Annotated in this window: 25 protein-coding genes; 15 read left to right on the top strand and 10 right to left on the bottom strand. The window is 62.4% G+C overall.

All coding sequences use genetic code 11. The annotated features are described in order from the left end of the window. Positions 1-23: 23 nt before the first annotated feature. Together BM348_RS09575 and BM348_RS09570 are read right to left on the bottom strand one after the other, a co-directional pair. Positions 24-1,916, bottom strand: a complete 1,893-nt coding sequence (locus BM348_RS09575; RefSeq protein ID WP_092904354.1) for an ATP-binding protein — start codon at positions 1,914-1,916, stop codon at positions 24-26. Between the two features lie 237 nt (positions 1,917-2,153). Continuing rightward, positions 2,154-2,771, bottom strand: coding sequence for a DUF7344 domain-containing protein (locus tag BM348_RS09570; protein WP_092904352.1), 618 nt, complete (start codon positions 2,769-2,771; stop codon positions 2,154-2,156). 139 nt (positions 2,772-2,910) lie between these two features. On the opposite strand from BM348_RS09570, the gene BM348_RS09565 reads away from it, so the two are divergent. Beyond that, the gene (locus BM348_RS09565) at positions 2,911-3,255 is read left to right on the top strand and encodes a DUF7113 family protein (protein ID WP_050051050.1); all 345 of its coding nucleotides are present in this window, start codon (positions 2,911-2,913) and stop codon (positions 3,253-3,255) included. 5 nt (positions 3,256-3,260) lie between these two features. Here BM348_RS09565 and BM348_RS09560 read toward each other — a convergent pair whose 3' ends face one another. Together BM348_RS09560 and BM348_RS09555 are read right to left on the bottom strand one after the other, a co-directional pair. Next, positions 3,261-4,016 carry a cohesin domain-containing protein gene (locus tag BM348_RS09560; protein ID WP_092904350.1) on the bottom strand — a complete coding sequence of 252 codons (756 nt, stop codon included), beginning with the start codon at positions 4,014-4,016 and terminating at the stop codon, positions 3,261-3,263. Between the two features lie 210 nt (positions 4,017-4,226). After that, positions 4,227-5,516, bottom strand: a complete 1,290-nt coding sequence (locus BM348_RS09555; RefSeq protein ID WP_092904348.1) for a DNA double-strand break repair nuclease NurA — start codon at positions 5,514-5,516, stop codon at positions 4,227-4,229. Between the two features lie 166 nt (positions 5,517-5,682). Here BM348_RS09555 and BM348_RS09550 point away from each other — a divergent pair, with 166 nt between their 5' ends. Beyond that, positions 5,683-5,937: a hypothetical protein gene (locus BM348_RS09550; RefSeq protein WP_175507151.1), complete on the top strand. Its 255-nt coding sequence runs from the start codon at positions 5,683-5,685 to the stop codon at positions 5,935-5,937. Between the two features lie 90 nt (positions 5,938-6,027). Here the strand turns inward: BM348_RS09550 and BM348_RS09545 are convergent, their stop codons facing one another. Further along, a complete protein-coding gene (locus BM348_RS09545; RefSeq protein WP_092904346.1) occupies positions 6,028-6,657 on the bottom strand; it encodes a hypothetical protein in 630 nt (209 codons plus the stop codon). 577 nt (positions 6,658-7,234) lie between these two features. Between BM348_RS09545 and gpmI the strand changes: the two genes are divergently transcribed. Further along, positions 7,235-8,752 (top strand): 2,3-bisphosphoglycerate-independent phosphoglycerate mutase, encoded by a 1,518-nt coding sequence (gpmI, locus tag BM348_RS09540; RefSeq protein WP_092904344.1) that lies wholly within the window; start codon positions 7,235-7,237, stop codon positions 8,750-8,752. 45 nt (positions 8,753-8,797) lie between these two features. On the opposite strand, the gene BM348_RS09535 is transcribed toward gpmI, so the two are convergent. After that, a complete protein-coding gene (locus BM348_RS09535; protein WP_092904342.1) occupies positions 8,798-9,265 on the bottom strand; it encodes an NUDIX hydrolase in 468 nt (155 codons plus the stop codon). Positions 9,266-9,402: 137 nt separating this feature from the next. Here BM348_RS09535 and BM348_RS21295 point away from each other — a divergent pair, with 137 nt between their 5' ends. From BM348_RS21295 to BM348_RS20625, 6 genes are all read left to right on the top strand, one after another. Further along, the gene (locus BM348_RS21295) at positions 9,403-9,573 is read left to right on the top strand and encodes a hypothetical protein (protein WP_175507150.1); all 171 of its coding nucleotides are present in this window, start codon (positions 9,403-9,405) and stop codon (positions 9,571-9,573) included. Beyond that, entirely contained in the window at positions 9,570-9,782 is a 213-nt protein-coding gene (locus tag BM348_RS09530; protein WP_092904340.1) for a hypothetical protein, read from the top strand. The genes BM348_RS21295 and BM348_RS09530 overlap by 4 nt, the downstream gene beginning before the upstream one ends. 40 nt (positions 9,783-9,822) lie before the next feature. Then, positions 9,823-11,109, top strand: a complete 1,287-nt coding sequence (locus BM348_RS09525; protein ID WP_092904338.1) for an O-acetylhomoserine aminocarboxypropyltransferase/cysteine synthase family protein — start codon at positions 9,823-9,825, stop codon at positions 11,107-11,109. Positions 11,110-11,214: 105 nt separating this feature from the next. Next, positions 11,215-11,604, top strand: a complete 390-nt coding sequence (locus tag BM348_RS09520) for a DUF7522 family protein (protein ID WP_092904336.1) — start codon at positions 11,215-11,217, stop codon at positions 11,602-11,604. Between the two features lie 358 nt (positions 11,605-11,962). Then, entirely contained in the window at positions 11,963-12,505 is a 543-nt protein-coding gene (locus BM348_RS09515) for a DUF5813 family protein (protein WP_092904334.1), read from the top strand. A gap of 135 nt (positions 12,506-12,640) precedes the next feature. Further along, a complete protein-coding gene (locus BM348_RS20625; RefSeq protein ID WP_139231173.1) occupies positions 12,641-12,958 on the top strand; it encodes a hypothetical protein in 318 nt (105 codons plus the stop codon). 134 nt (positions 12,959-13,092) lie between these two features. On the opposite strand, the gene BM348_RS09510 is transcribed toward BM348_RS20625, so the two are convergent. Then, complete coding sequence (locus BM348_RS09510; protein ID WP_050052100.1) at positions 13,093-13,323, bottom strand: Lrp/AsnC family transcriptional regulator; 231 nt, start codon at positions 13,321-13,323, stop codon at positions 13,093-13,095. Between the two features lie 158 nt (positions 13,324-13,481). Here BM348_RS09510 and BM348_RS21290 point away from each other — a divergent pair, with 158 nt between their 5' ends. Further along, positions 13,482-14,102, top strand: coding sequence for a hypothetical protein (locus BM348_RS21290; RefSeq protein ID WP_175507130.1), 621 nt, complete (start codon positions 13,482-13,484; stop codon positions 14,100-14,102). A gap of 146 nt (positions 14,103-14,248) precedes the next feature. Here the strand turns inward: BM348_RS21290 and BM348_RS09505 are convergent, their stop codons facing one another. Continuing rightward, the gene (locus tag BM348_RS09505) at positions 14,249-14,440 is read right to left on the bottom strand and encodes a hypothetical protein (RefSeq protein ID WP_217642008.1); all 192 of its coding nucleotides are present in this window, start codon (positions 14,438-14,440) and stop codon (positions 14,249-14,251) included. Continuing rightward, positions 14,440-14,814: a MarR family transcriptional regulator gene (locus BM348_RS09500; protein ID WP_092904332.1), complete on the bottom strand. Its 375-nt coding sequence runs from the start codon at positions 14,812-14,814 to the stop codon at positions 14,440-14,442. The genes BM348_RS09505 and BM348_RS09500 overlap by 1 nt, the downstream gene beginning before the upstream one ends. 248 nt (positions 14,815-15,062) lie before the next feature. Here BM348_RS09500 and BM348_RS09495 point away from each other — a divergent pair, with 248 nt between their 5' ends. Beyond that, entirely contained in the window at positions 15,063-15,797 is a 735-nt protein-coding gene (locus tag BM348_RS09495; RefSeq protein ID WP_092904330.1) for a potassium channel family protein, read from the top strand. Further along, on the top strand, positions 15,797-16,027 hold the full coding sequence (locus BM348_RS09490) for an Lrp/AsnC family transcriptional regulator (RefSeq protein ID WP_092904328.1): 231 nt from the start codon (positions 15,797-15,799) through the stop codon (positions 16,025-16,027). The genes BM348_RS09495 and BM348_RS09490 overlap by 1 nt, the downstream gene beginning before the upstream one ends. Before the next feature lie 225 nt (positions 16,028-16,252). On the opposite strand, the gene tmk is transcribed toward BM348_RS09490, so the two are convergent. Then, the gene (gene tmk / locus BM348_RS09485) at positions 16,253-16,849 is read right to left on the bottom strand and encodes a dTMP kinase (RefSeq protein ID WP_092904326.1); all 597 of its coding nucleotides are present in this window, start codon (positions 16,847-16,849) and stop codon (positions 16,253-16,255) included. A 172-nt stretch (positions 16,850-17,021) separates the two neighbouring features. Here tmk and BM348_RS09480 point away from each other — a divergent pair, with 172 nt between their 5' ends. The 3 genes from BM348_RS09480 (at position 17,022) to cofC (ending at position 20,269) form a co-directional block, all read left to right on the top strand. Then, positions 17,022-17,939: a complex I NDUFA9 subunit family protein gene (locus BM348_RS09480; RefSeq protein WP_092904324.1), complete on the top strand. Its 918-nt coding sequence runs from the start codon at positions 17,022-17,024 to the stop codon at positions 17,937-17,939. A 269-nt stretch (positions 17,940-18,208) separates the two neighbouring features. Then, the gene (locus tag BM348_RS09475) at positions 18,209-19,390 is read left to right on the top strand and encodes a tubulin/FtsZ family protein (RefSeq protein ID WP_092904322.1); all 1,182 of its coding nucleotides are present in this window, start codon (positions 18,209-18,211) and stop codon (positions 19,388-19,390) included. Positions 19,391-19,618: 228 nt separating this feature from the next. After that, positions 19,619-20,269, top strand: a complete 651-nt coding sequence (gene cofC / locus BM348_RS09470; protein WP_092904320.1) for a 2-phospho-L-lactate guanylyltransferase — start codon at positions 19,619-19,621, stop codon at positions 20,267-20,269.

Raw genomic sequence — 20,269 nt, 5'->3', positions numbered from 1 at the left:
CAGCCGTCGCGAACAGGTGACGATCAATCCCGTCCGTGTCTGGTGAGACACTTCGAGAGGCCGATCAGTTCGACCGGCTCCGAATTGTCGGGGGAGTAGACGACCATCTGGCCCTTCTCCATGTAGGGCACTTTCGACTCGAGGTTGCTCGGGATGTTCACGCTCTTGATGGCGTCCTCGTCGCCGAGGTTGAGGACGACGGTCGTGTTGATCTGTTTGAAGACCGCGTCGTCGATGTCCTGTGGGTCCTGCGTGATGAGAAAGAGGCCGAGTCGCTCCTTTCGGCCCTGCTTCGCCGCCTCGGTAAACTTGCGGATGACCTTCCCCGCCTGCACGCTGTCGGCGTCGGTCAGGAAGTTGTGCGCCTCGTCCATCCCCAAAATTAGTGGCGTCTCCTTGATCCGGTCGTAGGTCGGATCGTTCGAGAGCTTCTGGTCGATGAGCAGACTCGAGAGCGCGAGGACGACGGCTTCGGTCGCCCTCGAGTCGTTGATGTGGTAGGTCGGGACCACCGAGAGCCCGCCGGGGCGGACGAACTCGTGGATCAGGTCGGTGATCGGCCGAGCGTCCTGATCGAAGACGTGGTCGAAGCCGAGCACGCGTCGGCGGACGGCATCGAAAGTCGCCTCGTGGACCCGACCGGACTCGTCGAGTTCCTCCCGCAGCGCCGGGTCGTCGAGGAAGGTCGTGAACTCGCTGTAGGTGGCGTCGGGGCCGTACTGATCTCGAAAGCGCGGGAGCAGGACGCTCGTGAGCGCGCCGTACTGGTTGTCGTTGAGGCCGCTGCCGGCGACCAGCCACGGGTTCTCGTGGACCATCGAGAACGGAATCGTGAACTCGACCTGCTCGGCGCGGTGGTGGCCCGCCGCGTACGAGGAGTTCCCGACTTTCGGCACGAACGCGGTGGTCTTCTCGACGCCGCCGTAGGCGATGTCCTCGCGCTCGAGCCGCCGCGCGAACTCGCCGTCCAGTTCGGGGTTGTCGTCGTGCATCTGGGCGTACTCGTCCTGCGGGTCGAACTGGACGACCGCGGGCTGGACCTCCCGGCCGTCGTCCATTGGATAGGTCCGGTCCTCGGCGAGGTACTGCCGGAGGACGTTCTTCGCGGCGTGGGTCTTCCCCGACCCCGTTCCGCCGGCGACCAGCGAGTGTCGAAAGACGAGCGGATCGCCCGCCTCGTAGTCGTCTTTCAGCGGGTAATCGATCGTCGGCGGCGAGGCGGCCGTCCGGACCTTCTCACCGCCGACCGAGAGGTGGCCGAGGAAGACCCCGTCCTCGGGGATCTTCAGCCCCGTCTTGATCTCCTCAGTGTCGTCGGCCGTCCGGATCACCGTCTGGGGTTTGGGCACCCGATCGGTCATCCGGCGCTTGAGCTCGCCATCGTCTTCGTACAACACCGCGACCGGCTCGAGCGAGGCGATGAACTTGAAGTCGGCTTCGTCGATGCCGTCCCGGCGCATCGCCCGCCGAGCGTGGATCTCCGTCGCGTCGTCGGCGTGGTACTGCTGGGCGTACTCGAGGCCGGTGATTCGACAGAACAGCGTCTCGTCACTCGCCGCTCCGGCCGGGCCGTTGCCGCCGGTCGTCGATCCCGTGGCCTGTCCCGTCTCCTCGGGATAGGACGCGAGCAGGTACGTTCCGATCCTGATGTCGGAGCGGTTTCCCCGAGTGACGTAGGCCCGAAGCGTCGTGTCGTCTTCGTCCTCGGCGATCCGAAGCCCCTGGGAAACGCAGATGGTGCCGATGCCGACGTCTTCGCCCTGCGGGTCCACCACGGGGGCCTCGAACTCGTCGGCAGCGGTCGCCGCGTTCGTTTCCGTCCCGCCGCCGGCCGAACTGTCGGCCGAATCCGCCGTCCCGCTCGAGTCGTCGCCGCTGTCGGCGGCGTGATCGGTGAAATCGCCCAGATCGCTCATATACACGATATCTGATTCGTCCCTCAAAGAAATACCGAGACACGTGTTGAAGTTGTGTTCTGGACGGCGGTGACTCGAGAGCGATGAAACGAACGATGTGAAAAGCGTCGGTGTAAGAGGAGCGAGCGGAGCGACGACGAGATCTCGAGTCGAAAAACGGGGCTCGGACGGCACTCGAACGATGGAGTGGCCTGCACTGGCGCTCGAGCGGAAGACACCTTCAACCGCCGGTCGGATTCAGTGCATCGTCGGGATCGACTCGGTCGTCGTCCGCACCCACCCGTCTTCGTACTCGATCGCACCGACGTCCGCGAGCGCGGGGAGATGCGAGTGATGGAGCGCGATAGCCGCGCTCTCCGCGTCCGAGATCGGACTGGCTCGAAGCGTCGTCAACTGGGAGGCGAGCACGGCGATCGAACACGTTCGGCCGCGTTCCTGGAGCGTTCGGAGCAGCGGCAGGCGAACGGGGTGTACGACCGTCTCGAGGACCCGCTCGTCCGCGCTCGAGCAGGCCTCGAGGAGAGACGCCACGTTCATCGGCGGGATCGGGGCGTTCGACCCGACAGATGCGGTCTCCCCGTCCCAGTCGATGACGCCGTAACCGGCGAGTTTGGGGAGGTGCGCGTGGACGAGGCTCGTTCGGATCTCGCGTTCGGTCGGCCGGTCCTGACCGGCAGACGCGCTCCGACGGCGAACCTCCGTGACCAGTTCGGCGAGCGGTACTGCCCGGTCGTAGCCCCCCAGGACCTCGAGCACGCGGAGGCGTCGCGGGTGCCGAAGAACGTCGTAACACTCCGACGGGATCTCGGCAAGCGAATCTCTGCTGTCGTCGCCGAAGTGGGCATCCGAACTCATTAGGACGACACACCCGCCCGACGGGTATAAGCCCGTTTCCAAAACGATTTGGGTAGGCGCTTGACAGCCGATCGACGGCGACTCGAGTGGCAGTTCGCCACTCCACGCCTTTTTGCATCTTCGGGCCGTATCTCGGTGCATGTTGCTGGTACGCGGTCGCGCAGGCGGAACCGAACTGACGGGAACGCTCTACGAGCGCGGCGAGCAGGCGCCGTCGTTTCGAGGCGCACCCGACGAAGCTGCCGCGTACGTCTGGGTCTGTGACGAGTTCTACGAGGTCGACAGCGGCGGGACGACCCAGCTCGTCAACGACCGGGAGGTCAACGTCGCCTTCGAGTCGCCGATGCCCCGGGGCTTCGACACGCGCGAACAGGCCCTCGAGGCCGCCAAAGAACACGTCCGGACGCAGTTCGCCCGCATCGGCGTCCCCGAGAGCGAGGTCGAACTCGCGGTCGAAAAGAGCGAGCCCGAACCGGAGATCTAGACCGGTCATCGAGTGCCGCGAGTCGACAGAAACACGACGACGAGACCGACGAAGACGGTTGCAATCAGGACGAACGCGCCGGGACCGAACAGTGAGGCGTCGGACTCGTCTGTCGGCTGCTCGCTACCGTTTTCTTCCCCACCGCCTGCTCCCGTCGCTGCGAGTTCGTCGGGGTCCGGATGCTCGAACGACTCGAGCGACTCGTCCCCGCCGTCAATCGAGACGGAGACGTCCTGCCCGTGGACCTGTAGCGGGTAAGACTGCTCGAGACCGACGCTCGTTTCCGTGACGTCGATAGTGGTCTCGCCGGGCGGTGCGCCCTCGGCGACTTCAACCGTGAACGTCACGAGGCGCTCGTTCCCGGTCGCCCCGCCCTGGACGGGATCGCGCCACTGTTCGAGGACGGCCGTCCCGTTCTCGTGGGCGAGGGTCTCGTCGCTTCGAACCGTCGTCTCCTCGCCCTGCTCGAGCCACGGCCCGGGCTCGATCGAGGTTATCTCGAGGTACTCCGGATGATACTGGGCGACGAAGTCGACGGAGTCGACGCCCTCGCCGCCGTAGCCGCCGTCGGTTACCATGGCGACGTCGACGGTGAACTCCTCGCCGGGATCGGCCTCGACGCTGTGGGGCGTCGGCGTCAACACGGCGAGTTGATCGGCTCCGGCGACCGCGCCGACGGCGAAGCCAGCCGCGGCGAGGAGGATCGCGAGTGTGAGCGCGACACGTCGGAGGTGATCGGTTCGAGTGTGGTCGTCTCTCATGTCCTGTCAGATTGGTTTCGGGCACCGTTCGCAAGTGTAAATACCGGACGGACGATCCTACTAACTCGTTACACGCCAGTCGTCTTGTCGTCTTCGCTCCGCGGTTTGAGAGGGAGTCTCGAGACGTTTACTGTGGGATGAATACCTGACAGGTTTGGATGATAGGGTGCGTCTCGAGGACGGTGAGCGAGCGCCGTTCGCGACGGCCGGTCAGACCAGATCCTCGCCCCACCGGTGATTGTCGTAGGTCCGGTCCCGCGTCGTGTCGAAACTGTCCTCTAAACTCTCGCGGAGCGAGCGCTTCTCCGGATTGCTAATTCGGGCCAGTTCGTCCGCCTTCTCGATGATCGTCGGCGGGCCGTGGGCGATCGCCACGTTCTGGAGCACGTGCGTCGTCAGCCGTTCGCGAAGGTCCGGATCGCGGGTGAAGGCGTAGGGCGCTTCGACTCGGTAGAGCAGGTCATCGCGCGGATCGTAGAGGACGAAAAACGTCACCTCGTAGCTCTCGAGGTCTCGCTTTCGCTCGACGCCGAGCGCGTCGCCCTCGACCGACAGCGGCCGATCGACGCCGCCTCGAGACCGGAACCAGTTGGTGTAGGTCAGCGCGGAGGTGTCTCGCTCCCAGCGCTCGCCGTCGACGTCGTCGACGTACTCCCCGCGCTCTAAGATCCGGGTGAACATCGCGGAGTCGTCGGCCCAGGGAACGTCGATTCCCACGTCTCCTTCCGTTCGCTTCTTTCGTTTGAGCGTCCGGGTTATGACGCGCGTCGCGGGGTTCTTGACGAACCCGATCAGGGGAACGCCCCGCTCACAGAAGCGCTCGACCAGCCGAACGTAGTTCTCGAGGACCGTCTCCGGGCGCGGATCCTCGAGCAGGAAATCGGCGAGATCGGGGTGCTGGTCGGCCCATCGAAGCAGTCCGCGAGGGTAGAGCGGTCCGTCCAGAACGAGCAGATCGGAGACGTCGTCGGCGTGTTCGCGGGCGTGTTCGCTCTCGGCGAGATACAGCGCGAGCGCGTGGACGACGCCCTCCGCGAACCGGGGCAGCGGCGGCACCTTCACGGCTCGCGAGCGACTGTACCCCTCGTCGAAGGCGTCCCATCGATCGTCGACCCGCGCAGTCTCGTCGTTCGAGTGGACCGTCGCGACGACGGTTCGCGAGCGGTGTAAGTCGAGGTCGCTCGGGGTCGTGCTCATCGCGGCCTGTGCAATGTCGATGACCAGCCCGTTTTTGAACGTCGTCGGGTTGATCGTCCCGGCGTCGAGGCCGTGCTGGGTCGGAAACGGCCGCTCGCAGAGCGCGACGTCCTCGCAGTCGACGAGTCGCTTTCGCCGCTCGCCGATCGGCTCGAGAATCGTCCGGCCGTCGTAGGCGAGTGGATCCAGAAACGACTCCCAGACCGTCTCGGCGAACTCCCGGTGGTCCCGCTCGTCGGCACCGTGGTCGATCCGCCGCGCGAGTCGCGCGATGCCGTCGAAGTGGACCGGATCGAGCGTCATGACCGACTCCACCGACCCCACCCGCAAAAATCCCGCGATCGGACCGACCCGTCCGTCGGCTCGAGTCGCCCACGAAACTCACGGCGCGCTCGAGCGGTTCACTCGAGACCGGGTAAATAATTATCAGAAAACGTATATGATTGGGCGTCGACTACCCGAATACCCGATGTCCAAGCGAGGAATTCGGACCGCCGATTCGGAGACCCAACCGATCAACTGGCACCGCACGGAAAACGGCGTGACCATCCGCGACGAGGAAAACCCCGACGCGTGGGTCCGGATGGAGTTCGAGGCGGGCGTTCCGCCCGAACACCGACTCTTTATGATCTGTCCCGACTGCGGCGCGGTGTTCGCCCAGCGAAGCAAGCCGGGCCACGGCACCGTCTGTGGCGACTGCGGCGCTGAGTACGAACACGAATAGCTTCAAATCTGATATATCGATGATCGCTAAGAGCGAATTGGCGATCAGCTGGACGTACATCGAGATGCCGTTGTTACCGCGATGATTTCGTCAGTCTTGGATCTCGTTTCGGAACGTTTCGAGTGATTGAATGCACTCATCGATCTGCTGGGCCGCCTTCTCGGGTGATTCCAACTTAGAAACATCCTCATACTTGTGCCGAATCCCATACAAGAATGCCTCCACTCTTTCTTCGAAGGTGTACTCTTGGTGCGCCGCTATAGTGTCAAGCACCATCCACCACCCGACCGGGTGTTTTGCATCCTCTGCTGGATAGGAGTCAACTGGCGCTGGTGGGGTCTCGAATTCCTCGAAAGCGACCTTAGTCGCCTGATTCGCAACGCGATGGAGTTGGAATAGTAACTCTCCACCCTGCTCCCCTGCAATCTCGTACCAGTCCTCCGTCACCTCGGTCACGTCCCATTCCGACACGAGCCCCTCCTTGACGAGGTCGTCCCAGTCCTCGGACTCGTGGTCGACGAGAGTTTCCATGTCGCCTGCAACCGTGATCCAGACGTTGCCGCCATCGACCGCGTCGTGTGTCAAGGGAATGAACGCCGCGTGATCGCAGAATCCCTGCTGCGGGAGTCTCTCGACTGCGTCTAAGATGTATCGGTCGATGAGTTGCCGGTTTTCCGTCTTGCCGTGAGTCGTAAAGTGGACTTCACTAATTTGTTGCATGCGTTCATATCCTCTGCACCCAGAGGAAAAAGAGGTGTCAATACTGCAAAATGTACCCCAACAACCAAGGGGATTCAAGTTTGAGTATGGAATATCCGAACAGACAATTTCTGAGGGAGCTCGATATATTCCCACTCCTCCTAGCAGTTTTCGCATGTGCGCCGTCGGCACCGTAGTTCTGTTTCCCGTACCTAATTAAAGACGGAAAATAATTCCATAATACAACAGTACCTGTATCTCCTATACTGAACGGCAACTACAGATGCAAATGGAACGCTGGGAAAGATACCGAGCATCCGCGAGCGAAGCGAGCGGTTCCCCGCCGGAGCAGGGTGAAATCCCGCGACGGCGGCCTTTTGGCATCAACGGGTTTTGCCGGGGTTCGACCGAGTGAGTGAAACGAACGAGGGAGGACCCCGGCAAAAGAGGTTGCTGTACTTATCGCGTTTTCATAGGCAATTCTGGTAAATACATCCTATCGAGGTACATTGTTACAAATCCTCGAATGTCGCGCTCGAGCGACTCCCATCCCGACGTGAGCGACAGCTAGATACGGCGGGACCCGTTGGACTCGCACATGAACGCGGCACTGATCGTCCTCGACGGTTGGGGACTCGGTGATGACGACGGCGGACGAAACGCAGTCGAGGCAGCCCACACGCCGGTCTTCGATCGGCTCTCGAGAACGGGCGCGTCGGGCAGCCTCGAGGTCGCCGGCCGGCGCGTCGGCCTGCCCGACGGACAGATGGGAAACAGCGAGGTCGGCCACCTGAACATCGGCGCGGGCCGGGTCGTCTACCAGGAGTACACCCGGATCTCGGACGCCATCGACGACGGCTCGTTCCGCGAGAACGACGCGATCAACGCGGCGTTCGACCACGCCCGCGAGAACGACGGCCGGGTGCACTTTCTCGGCCTCGTCAGCGACGGCGGGGTCCACTCCGATCAGGAGCACCTCCACGCGCTGATCGAACTCGCCGCGGACCGTGACGTCGAGGCCGTCACCCACGCGATCACCGACGGCCGGGACACGTCTCCGACCGGCGGCAAGGGGTATCTGACGGCGCTCGAGGAGGCCATCGACACCCACGGGACGGGCGACGTGGCGACGGTCTCGGGGCGGTACTACGCGATGGATCGCGACCAGAACTGGGACCGAACGAAACGCGCCTACGACGCCATCGTCTCCCGCGAGGCGGAATACGAAGCCGAGTCGGCGGTCGACGCCGTCGAATCGTCCTACGACCGCGGAGAGACCGACGAGTTCGTCGAGCCGACGGTCATTTCGGGTGAGCCGGCGCTTGAGGACGGCGATTCGGTCGTCTGGTTCAACTTCCGATCCGACCGGGCGAGACAGCTTACGCGGATGCTCGCCGATATTCGGCCCGAGTGGGAGTTCGAGACGAGTCCGCCGGACATCGAACTGGTGACGATGACCGAGTACGACGAGACGTTCGATCAGCCCATCGCGTTCCCGCCGAACCAGCCCGAACAGGTGCTGGGCGAGGTGCTCGCTGACGCGGGGATGAGTCAGCTTCGCATGGCCGAGTCCGAGAAGTACGCCCACGTCACCTACTTCCTGAACGGTGGTCGCGAGGTCGAGTTCGACGGCGAACACCGGGAGATCGTCGAGAGTCCGGACGTCCCGACCTACGACCAGCAACCGGAGATGAGCGCCCCCGAGGTGACCGACACCGCGATCGAGACGATTCGACGCGAAGATCCGGACGTGCTCGTGCTCAACTACGCCAATCCGGACATGGTGGGTCACACGGGCGACTACCGCGCCGCCGTCGAAGCGGTCGAAGCCGTCGATTTCGAACTCGGACGGCTCGTCGACACGCTCGAGGATCACGGGGCCCACGTCCTCATCACCGCCGATCACGGCAACGCCGACGACATGGGAACCGAAGAGCGCCCGCACACGGCGCACACGTATAACCTCGTGCCGTTCGTGTACGTTGCTTCCGACGGCACCGACGGCGGCCGACAGGTCCGCGACGGCGGTACTCTCGCGGACATCGCCCCGACGATGCTCGAGTTGATCGGCATCGAGCAGCCCCCAGAGATGACCGGCGAGAGCTTGCTCGAGTAGTTCACCCCGACGAACCGGGCCGCTGAGAGCGCGCGGCGGTCCGTCTCAGCGCTGGGCAACCGCGTCGATCGCCGCACAGCCGAGTTCGATCACGTCGGCGTCGAGGTCGCTCGCCCGGAGTTCGTCGGGCGCGTACCAGGCCCACGCGTCGACACCGGCCTCGCCCGGACCCGGATCGATTTCGCGGCTCGGCACGGAGCCGAAGTAGACGTGATCGATGTGCTGGTGACCGACGGCGCCGTCGTAGACGTCGACGTCGTAGAGCATCTGCCGACGAGGTTGTGGAAGGCTCCGTCCCGCGTCGCTCTCGAGTGAGTCCTGAACTCGCGGGATCGACGCCTCGAGGCCGGTTTCCTCGCGACACTCCCGGATCGCCGCCTCGTGTGGCAGTTCGTCGCGGTCGATGTGGCCGCCGGGCGGGATTCGTTTCCCGAGCTTGTCGTGCGCGTGAAGCGCCGTCGCCCCGTCGTTGACGATGTAGAGCGTCACGGTGAAGTGGCGCGTCGTTTCCATGCTCGAGTGGCGGGCACCGAACGATGAAAGGCGCTCCGGTCGAACGCGTCGGGGCCGGATCGAATCGGGCGAAGAGAACGAGTAGCGCGAAGGACGGATCACGTAATATTATAGTAGCCGAGTCGAAAGTCACGGCCATGTCTAATCAGGAATCGCAGGGCTCACTCATGGTGGACGAAGACGAAGACTTCGTCCGCAAAGCGATGTACATCATGTTCGGCTGGGTCGTCGTCGTCGTGGCCGCAGGCGTCCTCCTGTTGTTGCTTCGGGAACCCCTCGCCGGCCTCGTCGCGATGGGACTGCTGTGAAGGGAGGCGTCGATCGGATCCACGACCGCAGTTGGCTTTCGAACAGCGACCGTCTGACCGTCGACTCGCGGTTCGATCGATGGCGTCGCTCGAAAAGCGGCGGCAGTATCACTTGGAACGGCGACAGCGCCATTCTGAACGGCGACACACCACTCTCGGAAGCCGGCGTTCTGATGACCACCCTCGCCGATCTCTGTATCCTCGGATAGCGGATACTTTTACTACGGTACCGATCATCCGTTCGCGTACATGAGCGACGAGCAACCGAATCACCGCTTCGCCACGAACAGTGTCCACGCTGGTCAGGAACCGGACCCGACGACGGGGGCCAGAGCACCACCGATCTACCAAACGACGTCCTACGTCTTCGATGACACCGAACACGCCGCAAACCTGTTCGGACTCGAGGAGTTCGGCAACATCTACTCGCGGATCATGAACCCGACGAACGCGATGTTAGAAGAGCGCATCGCGACGCTCGAGGGCGGCGTCGGCGCGCTCGCGACCGCGTCCGGGATGGCCGCCTTCGACCTCGCAACGTTCATCCTCGCCGAGGTCGGCGACAACATCGTCTCCGCGTCGGCACTCTACGGCGGCACCTACACCTACCTCACCCACACCGTCGCAAAGCGCGGCATCGAGACGAAGTTCGTCGATACGCTCGACTACGACGCCTACGAGGAGGCCATCGACGACGACACCGCGTTCGTCCACCTCGAGACGATCGGGAACCCGGCGCTGGTCACGCCCGACATCGAACGGGTCGCGGAGATCGCCCACGAACACGACGTACCGCTGTTCGTCGACAACACCTTCGCGACGCCCCACCTCTGTCGGCCCTTAGACCACGGCGCGGACCTGGTCTGGAACTCGACGACGAAGTGGCTCACCGGCTCCGGCTCGACGGTCGGCGGTATCCTCGTCGACGGCGGCAGCTTCCCCTGGGACGAGGGCGACTACCCCGAACTCACCGAACCGAACCCGGCCTACCACGGGATCAACTTCCACGAGACGTTCGGCGAGCAGGCGTTCGCCATTGCCGCGCGCACTCGCGGACTGCGAGATCTGGGCAACCAGCAGTCGCCGTTCGACGCCTGGGTCACGCTTCAGAAACTCGAGTCGCTGCCCCTGCGGATGGAGAAACACTCCGAGAACGCCCAGATCGTCGCCGAGTACCTCGAGGATCACGACAAGATTTCGTGGGTCAACTACCCCGGTCTCGAGAGCCACGAGACCCACGAAAACGCCGAGAAGTACCTCGATGGGGGCTACGGCGGAATGATAACGTTCGGCGTCGAAGGCGGCTACGACGCGGCCGAGACGGTCTGTAACGAGGTCGATCTCACGAGTCTGCTGGCGAACGTCGGCGACGCGAAGACGCTGATCATCCACCCGGCGAGTACGACCCACCAGCAGCTCACCGAGGAGGAGAAACTGTCGGGCGGGGTCACCGACGACCTCGTTCGGCTCTCGGTCGGCATCGAAGACGTCGAGGACGTGATCGCGGACCTCGATCAGGCGATCGAGCAGGCCTAACTGGCGAGAAGCTGCGTTCTATTCGACCGGAAATAACCACCGGGATCGATCACTTGGCCGCGGAAAGCCACCGTCATTAAGGTGACGGAGACCTACCCCCCTGATATGGCCACAGGGCTACTCACGTCCGACACGTCGAACCAGATCGTCACGACCGCCCGGACAGCCATCGGCGATAGCTTGCGTTCGGTCACCTACTTCACGAGAGACGACTACGAGCAGCTCTACCTCCGCGACGACCTCGAGCGCGATGCGGACCTCTCGACGTTCATCGGCCACGAGTGGCGCGGCTTCACGACCGCCCAGACCGCCTACGACGGGTCCGAACTCGGCGACTACAATTACACGATTCGGGTCTTCGACAACGGCTTTCTCATCAGGGTGACAAACGACCGCGAGGGCGTGCTGGTCACCACCGACGGGCTCACCGTCAAGGACTTCGAAGAAGTCGCGACCGCGCTGCGTACGTACCTCGCGGAGCGGGCGCTCGACTGAGTTACTCCGCGGTTCGTTTCGGTTTCGAAACGGACGTATCGCTTTCCTGCGTCTCGTTTTCGGCTCGCGAACCGATTGGTAGTCCAGAGCCCGCTTCGTCGTCGATACCGAGCAACCGTGCAAATCGACGACGTTCCGCTTCAGACCTATCAAGACTCATGGCACCGACAGATGACAACGTCGGTTGTAGTTATGGAGCGCGTTCGGGCTGAGAAACGCGCCCTTTCGATCAGAAACGGTCCAAACGGTCCGAAACGGGCCTGAACAGTTCGGATCGTGTGACGGTTCGTTCGACGCGGTCGGCATCGTCCGGGACGCCAGCGTAACACCCTTTTTCGACCCGGCCCTTGTCCGGGTAATGACCGACCAGCCCGCAGCAGTCGAGCGCGAACTCGAGTCCCACGACGCGTTCACACCGCGAGAGGATGACACAGGCTACGACCTCGAGACGACTGTCTTCGAGACGACCGTGACCGCGGACGAAGGGGAGGGGAAACGGGACGGCGAGTTCCGCGTCACGATCACGCTGCCGACGCTTTCGGCTGCCACCGCCGACACCGGTCCCACCGTCGAGCAGGTCGTCGAAGACGGTTGGTTCGAAACCCTCGAACGCCGGCTCGAGGACACCTTCTCGCTGGCTCACACGAGCACCCACGACGAACCCGTGCTCGAGCGCGATTCCGACGAAGTCCGCGTGATCCTCGAGTACGTCGCCTGGGACGCCGCGGAGGGAATCGAGGACGCCAAAACGCTGCTCGAGTACGTCGAGGGAACCTACGCTCAGGGCATCGTCCCCGGCTACGAGTACGAGGGTGAGGCTGCAACGTTGCTCGAGAACGCCCAGAGCCGAGGCCAGCAGGCCGCGGAGGGAGACGGGAACAGTGGCGGTATGCCGATGTAACGTCGGGAATTCCAGTGAAGTGCTACAACTTTTCACACGGCCAAACACACGATAGATAGTTGATATTATTCATAGGAGGTTTGTGTGCGATATGCTAGTAATATAGCTATCAAAATTCCAAACCCAAATCCGATTGTGGCAAATGAGATCGGGACAGAAATAGCTGGGTATGCTGGACGAACCAGGCTCACAGAGATAACAACTGAAATAACCATAAATGATCTTAGAAAGCCATTATCAGTTGATAGCGCTGCCGTACCTAATACGATTCCAAACAGAATAGACAGCACTCCAGAGATGCGTATGACACTGTACGATAGAGTAGTCGAGAGAGATAAAGAGGAAACTCCAAGAATTACAGCACAACCTGCCGCAAAAATCCACCAAGCGATATCCTTCCGTGTCTGTATTGTACTGACAACAACCATATCCAGATTCTCACTCGTACTATAACGTGTATATGAGCTGGCAATCGTTTATATTTATCATGTATCGCCCGATAAATCGGAAAAGTCCCAACTACCGGATAGGAAGCCTCACTGGTGAATAACCTACGAAAAACGGGACTCCAGCACAAAAGTTCGTCTCTAGTCCATCCCGATGTACGTCTTCGTGTCGGCCACGCCCTCGAGCCCCTGCACGTCCGAGGAGGCCGTCTGTAACACGTCGTAGACGTCGGGAACGTCGACTTCGACGATGATGTCGTAGGTGCCGGCGACGATGTGGGCCTCCGCGACCTGCTCGAGCGCTCTGATGTCCTCGAGCAGGCGCTCGGATTTCCCGGCGGCCGTCTTCACCATGATGAAGGCGTGGACCATTGCTCGATAGTGTGGTACTCTCTGGCACGACTAAAACCTTTCCCGAAATCGAACGTGGCCCTCTTCGTTCGGATCAATACTATCCACTACCGTCGGAATTGAACGCGTGCTATCATAGTTACCGGAGGTATATATGATATCAGGCTGTAATTTTTCACATGGCTAGGAGAATCGCTGTGTCGGTGTTTCTGGCAACTATTTTCTATCAGTTCATCGATTCTGGTGCTGAACTGCTTGTCCCGTTCTATGACCGGGGCGGCCTGGTTGCGGCACTGCTGTTTTGGTTGATCCCGGCGGGGACCGCTTTCGTCCTTGGGTTCAAAGAGACTGAGCAACATGCGAGAGATAGTCAGAGACGCAAACGGGTGTATGCCTCTACTGTTATCGGGGCGGCTGTCGGTCAGTTCGCAAGTATCGTTGTTCTGCTGCCGACACCGGCGTTGCCAGATATGACACTTGGCGGCGGCGTGATTTTGGCAGGAATCACTGCCATGTTTGTTATGATGGCAGTAGCTGCAGGCATCATGCTCGTCCTTGCAGCTACTGAGGATAAAGAAGAGCTGATAAATTACCGCCACTCACAGATACTCGGTGTGATATGTCTATCAGCACCATTGCTTTACCTGTCTACCGAAGTAAGTAACTTGTCCAGTCCATACCTAACAGGAAACGACGCGGTTGTCTTCTTTCTCGCGGGCGTCTGGCTTCTCATCCTTGCACGAACCATCAAACAAAACAGTGTGAACAAGAACGGTGGGAAAAAGTCTACTACCGCCTGAATGCACGGTATGTACTGGTTGCTAGAGAATTCGATCAAGATTGAGAACAATACACGGTAAGTTTGAAAGAAGTCCTTGAGAACCCGAGAGACTACTCGGTAGATGTAACGATTTTGGGACAATAGCCAAGGTGAGACGAACGAATCTCACTCGAGCGTCCCAGCTTCGAATGCGCCCTCGAGGGATCGGGTATCGGCGTATTCGGACGTCGTAATCCCGAGTGCGATATACTGGCGACCGGCGAATGGATGGGTTTCGTCGCTGACGAGTAGATAGGGTCGACGCGGTGTGTTTCCGTAGGGATCCGAAGCGACAACGATGACGCCACGGTCGTGCATCACTTCTCCCTGGTGGATTCGTTCGCCTGCTCGTTTAGATCCTCGAGATCGCTATCCCAGTCTGGGTTGTCGTCGTAGTAATCGCCTTCGAACTGGTCGGCGACGGTTTGGAGACCAACGACGCTCGCCGTGTGTGCATCGTACGCCGCGGGATTGATAGCCCAGTACTCGCCCTTGTGTCGAACGAGTCCGCGGGTCTCGAGTCGGCTCAAGGTCGTTCCGACGCTGCCGCGGGGGATGTCGAGCTCCGTCGCGAGCTCGCCGGCTCGATAGCCGGTTTCGGGGCGTTCGGCGAGGAACTCGAGAATTGCCCGCCCGTTCGTATTCTCGTCGGGAAGATCCGTCGGGCGGTACTGCTCGAAGTCGACTGGCATACGTAACAGTACGTAATCGACTGTAATATGTCTGTTGCTACCCTGACAGACTACTCCCCCCTCACTATCACCACCCATCGGAATACTGGTCAGCTTACTACCATTTTCGCATCTCAATAGCACGACTCGAACGGACGTACGACAACTACTACACTGTTGAAACGGGCGAACTATCTCGAGTGCTCGATCACCAAGTGATTCGCTAGCGCAGGGCAAACTTATTCACGGGGGCGAGCGTACCCCACTCCATGCGGTTCGTACTAATCGGGGCTGGACGGGTCGGCTTGCGCACCGCCCGCGTCTTGCGCGAGGAGGGCCACGAGGTGACGCTGATCGAACGAGACGAGGCCACCGCCAGACGGGCGCGCAATCAGGGATTCACGGTCGTCGACGGCGACGGCTCCCAGGAGACGCTGCTCGAGCAGGCGGGCATCGAGGACGCCGACGCAGTCGGCGCGTTGACAGGGGATCTGAACACGAACTTCTCGGCGTGTCTGATCGCCGATCACTACGGCTGTCGGACCGTCCTGCGGATCGACGAGGAGTACCGCGAGGAGATCTACCGGAAGTACGCCGACGTCGTCGACGAGGTGATCTACCCCGAGCGCCTCGGCGCGATGGGTGCGAAAAACGCCCTGTTGGGCGGGACGATCCGCGCGATCGCCGATATCGCCCAGCACCTGCAGGTCGTCGAACTGACGATCACCGACGAGGCGCCGATCAACGGCTACACGATCAGCGAACTGCAACTCCCCGCGGACGCGACCGTCCTCGCGTTCGGGAAGATCGACGGCGACCTCGAGATCCCGACGGCCGATGAATCGCTCGAGGTGGGCGACCGGCTGGTCGTTCTCGCGGACTTTGCGGTGCTCAGCGACGTGCGACAGATCGTCGTCGGTGAGACGGCGGGCCGAACCGGCGCGGAGATCGAAGCGGAAGCGACGGTCGAAGATACCGAAGCCGACACTGGAGGTGCCAACTGATGGTCACAGCATATATCATGGTCAAGGCGAACACGGGCGAGGCGGATCGACTGCGAGACAGCATCGAGGGACTCGAGGGCGTCGAGTCGGCCCACATCGTCGCCGGCGACGTCGATATCATCGCCAAAGCCAGGGTCGAGACGCCCGCGGCGGTCAAGGAGATCGCGGCGACCCAGATACAGGGAATCAGCGGCATCGAAGACACGCAGACGTACATCGCGATGGACTAAAGAACAAACTTTTACACCAAACTTTTGCGCTGCGGGCGCGGCTCGCCGCGCCCTCGGCAAAACTTTGATGAAAAGCACTCCTCCCTCCCCTCCGGGTCGGTCGTCGACCCGCTCGGCCGCTCCGCGGCCTCGCGGTACGAACGGGTGTGAACCGCCTGCCCTCCCCCGAGTCGTGCGACTCTCGAGTGCCTCGAGTCGCACTCCCGGCCACAGCACGGTTTCAGCTTATTCTTCGAGCGCCTGCTCGAGAACGCGTTCGACCTGCTCGAGAACGACCTCCGGCGGCTGGGTTGCATCGACGCGAACGAATCGGTCCGGGTCCCGCTCGAGGAGTCGCTCGTAGTTTTCCCGGACCGACTCGAGATACTCGGCGCGCTCGAACTTGTTCGTCGACCCCGAGCGAGCGGCGGCGGTCTCGGCGTCGAGATCCAGATAGATCGTCAGGTCGGGATCGATCGAGAACGGCTCGTGGATGTCTACGATGTACTCGAGCGGGCGATCGATCTCGCCCTCGAGGGTCGCCCCCTGGTAGGCGTACCGGGAGTCGGAGTAGCGATCCGAGATCACGAGGTCGCCGCGCTCGAGGGCCGGTTCGATCACTCGAGAGAGGTGATCCGCGTGGTCTGCGGTGTAGAGAAACAGTTCCGCCAGCGAGTCCGCGTCGTCGTCCTCGATCGAGCGGTAGACGGCGTCGCCGTACCACGACCCCGTCGGCCCCGAGGTCGGTTCGCGGGTGAACGTCGCGCCGGGATAGACCTCGTGGAGGGCCTCCCAGACGGTCGTTTTCCCGCTGCCGTCCAGTCCCTCGAGCGTGACGAGCATGCACGGAGTTCGCGGCGGTGAGTACTACAATCTGTCGAGTCGCCGTTCGCGGGTTCGGACCCGTCGAGTTCGGCGGCAGCCCACCGCTATGTCGGTGACAGACCCACCGCTATGTTGCCACCAGACGCGTGTAGGCAACCGATTTTTATTCACTCGAGCCCACATATCGCGTATGAACGTCCTCGTCGCCGGCGGAACCGGCTTTATCGGATCGGTCCTGTGTGCGGAACTGGCGGACCGCGGCCACGAAGTCACCGCGCTGTCGAGAACGCCGGACGGCGACTCCCTCCCCGACGACGTCAACGTCGCGATCGGCGACGTCGGCGCGTACGATTCCATCGCGGGGACCGTCGCCGCCCACGACGCGGTCGTCAACCTCGTCGCGCTCTCGCCGCTCTTCCAGCCGAGCGGCGACAAAAGCCACGAGAGCGTCCACCTCGAGGGAACGCGAAACCTCGTTCGCGCGGCGGAGGAGGGGGACACACAGCGGTTCGTCCAGATGAGCGCGCTGAGCGCCCACCCCCACGCGGAAACGGCCTATCTGCGGGCGAAGGGGCGAGCCGAGGGCGTCGTCAAGGAGTCGTCGCTCGAGTGGACGATCGTTCGCCCCTCGGTAGTCTTCGGCGACGGCGGTGAGTTCGTCGAGTTCACGAAGACGCTGACGACGCCGCACGTGACCGCGCTCCCGGACGGCGGACGAACGCGGTTCCAACCGATCTGGGTCGGCGACCTCGCTCCGATGCTGGCCGACGCGGTCGAAGACGACGCACACGTCGGGGAGACCTACGAAATCGGCGGCCCGGAGGTACTGAGCCTCGCGGACGTGACCGAACTCGCCTACGAGGCCGAGGGCAAGTCGGTGACGATCCTGCCGATCCCGTCGGCGCTGGCGAACGTCGGCCTCTCGGCGGTCGGCCCGGTCCCGTTCGTCCCGTTTGGCCCCGATCAGGCCCGGTCGCTCGAGATCGACAACACCGTCGCGGAAAACGACATCTCGGCGTTCGGCGTCGAAGACGCGGACCTGACGACGCTTTCGGCACACCTCGGCCTCGAGGGGAATCATTCGGCGTTTCACGAACCCGGCTCGTAATCGGTTGTCAGACCGATACTGTAGCGCGAATGAGTTAGGGGAGATCGAAGGCATAGTCTGTTATTTGTTAACATAGTATAGGGCCCAAAGATTAATATAAATGTTTGGAAGCCGTGGTAATATTCCTGTTTTATCTCTGTAACCACATTCCAGAACCTTGGCGCAGTCTGCCGGTTTGGTCTTCCTACACGAACGCGTGAAAGTCACACCAACACAAGTTTTATATGGCTAATTGCTCTGACTTCAATTCACGGAGCCCCCTATCAACTATGAAGCTGGCGATGATCGGATTCGGACAGGCCGGTGGCAAGATCGTCGATCGATTCCTCGAATACGACGATCGAACCAACAGCGGGATCGTCCGCGCGGCGATTGCTGTGAACTCCGCGAAAGCGGATCTTATCGGATTGGACCGGATACCAGAGGAGAATCGAGTGCTCATCGGCCAGGCCCGGGTGAAGGGCCACGGCGTGGGTGCTGACAACGAGCTCGGCGCGGAAATCGCCGAGGAAGACATCGACGAGGTCCAGAACGCGATCGATTCGATTCCGACCCACGAGGTCGACGCGTTTCTGGTCGTCTCGGGTATGGGCGGCGGCACCGGTTCCGGTGGCGCGCCGGTCCTGGCGAAACACCTCAAGCGGATCTACACCATTCCGGTCTACGGGCTCGGCGTCCTGCCGGGAACCGACGAAGGGGGCATCTACACCCTCAACGCCGCACGGTCGTTCCAGACGTTCGTCCGCGAGGTCGACAACCTGCTGGTCTTCGACAACGACTCGTGGAGACAGACCGGCGAATCGGTCGAAGGCGGCTACGAGAAGATCAACGAAGAGATCGTCAAGCGGTTCGGCGTCCTCTTCGGCGCCGGCGAGGTCGGCGAGGGACAAGAGGTCGCAGAGAGCGTCGTCGACTCCTCGGAGATCATCAACACGCTCTCGGGCGGCGGCGTCTCGACCGTCGGCTACGCCTCGGAGGAGGTCGAACTCAACACGAGCGGCGGCCTGCTCTCGAGATTCACCGGCGGCGACGGCGGTGGCGACGACGGCCTCGACGCGGCCAACACCACCAACCGCATCACGAGCCTCGTTCGAAAAGCGGCGCTCGGCCGGCTCACGCTCCCGTGTGAGATCGAAGGCACCGAGCGCGCGCTGCTCGTCCTCTCCGGTCCGTCGAAGTACCTGAACCGGAAGGGCATCGAACGCGGCCGGAAGTGGCTCGAGGAGGAGACCGGCAGCATGGAGGTACGCGGCGGCGACTTCCCGCGGGGCGAACCGGAGGTCTCCGCGGCGATCTTGCTCTCGGGCGTGACGAACGTGCCGCGGATCAAGCGCCTCCAGCAGGTCGCGATCGAAGCCCAGGATAACATGGACGACATTCAAGAAGAAAGCGACGAAAACCTCGAGGAACTCGTCGAAGACGACGAGGACGAGCTCGAGCCGCTGTTCTAGGCGCGGTGCCGAGAACGGCGCGCCGGCGCGGTCCCACCGCGCCGGTCGTCTCGAGCGGCCATCGCCCGGGGGGACGGTGGCCGCTCGGTATCGAACGCACTGGCGTATGTACGCGTTATCGTGTCGAATGCACGTCGACGTGATCGTGGGTGGTCACGCCGGCGCGCGGAAACGACTAGTGCTGTGGGTTCGACGTATTTTTGAGCGCGTGCTACCAACCGTCCGGAGATGCACGTCGTCGTTCCGTACGCGCCGGACGCGCCAAAGACCCGTCTCGAGCCGGTGCTGTCCGAACGGGAACGCTCGAGGCTCGCCCGGGTCATGCTCGAGGACGTGCTCGCGGCCGTCCGAGAAACGGGTCGGGAGCCGACGGTGCTCTCGACGGAACCGCTCGAGGTAGACGCGCCGGTCGCCGTCGACCGGCGACCGCTGACCGAGGCTGTCAACGCGGTCGTGCGCTCGCAGATGCGGAACTCGGCGGCCAAATCGGGCGACGCTACGGGCGTCGCCGTCGTCATGGCCGATCTCGCGTTGACGACGCCCGAGGCGCTCGAGCGACTCTTTGCCCCCGACGCAGACGTCGTCATCGCACCGGGTCGCGGCGTCGGGACGAACGCGCTCGTCGTTCGCCACCCCGAGTTCCGGGTCGACTACCACGGCGGCTCCTACCTCGATCACCGGCGGATCGCAGACGACGTCGGGGCGACCCTCGAGACGGTCGATTCGTTCCGGCTCGGGACCGACGTCGACGAACCCGGCGATCTAGTCGAAGTGCTCGTTCACGGAACTGGCCGAACCCCCTCGTGTCTGCGCGAGTTCGGATTCGAACTCGATTCGACGGACGGGCGCCTCGAGGCCGTTCGGTCCGCCGAGCCGTGA

This window comes from Halostagnicola kamekurae, assembly GCF_900116205.1.
In the GTDB taxonomy this organism is placed as follows: Archaea; Halobacteriota; Halobacteria; order Halobacteriales; family Natrialbaceae; genus Halostagnicola; species Halostagnicola kamekurae.
This window is presented reverse-complemented; position numbering and strand designations above follow the sequence as displayed.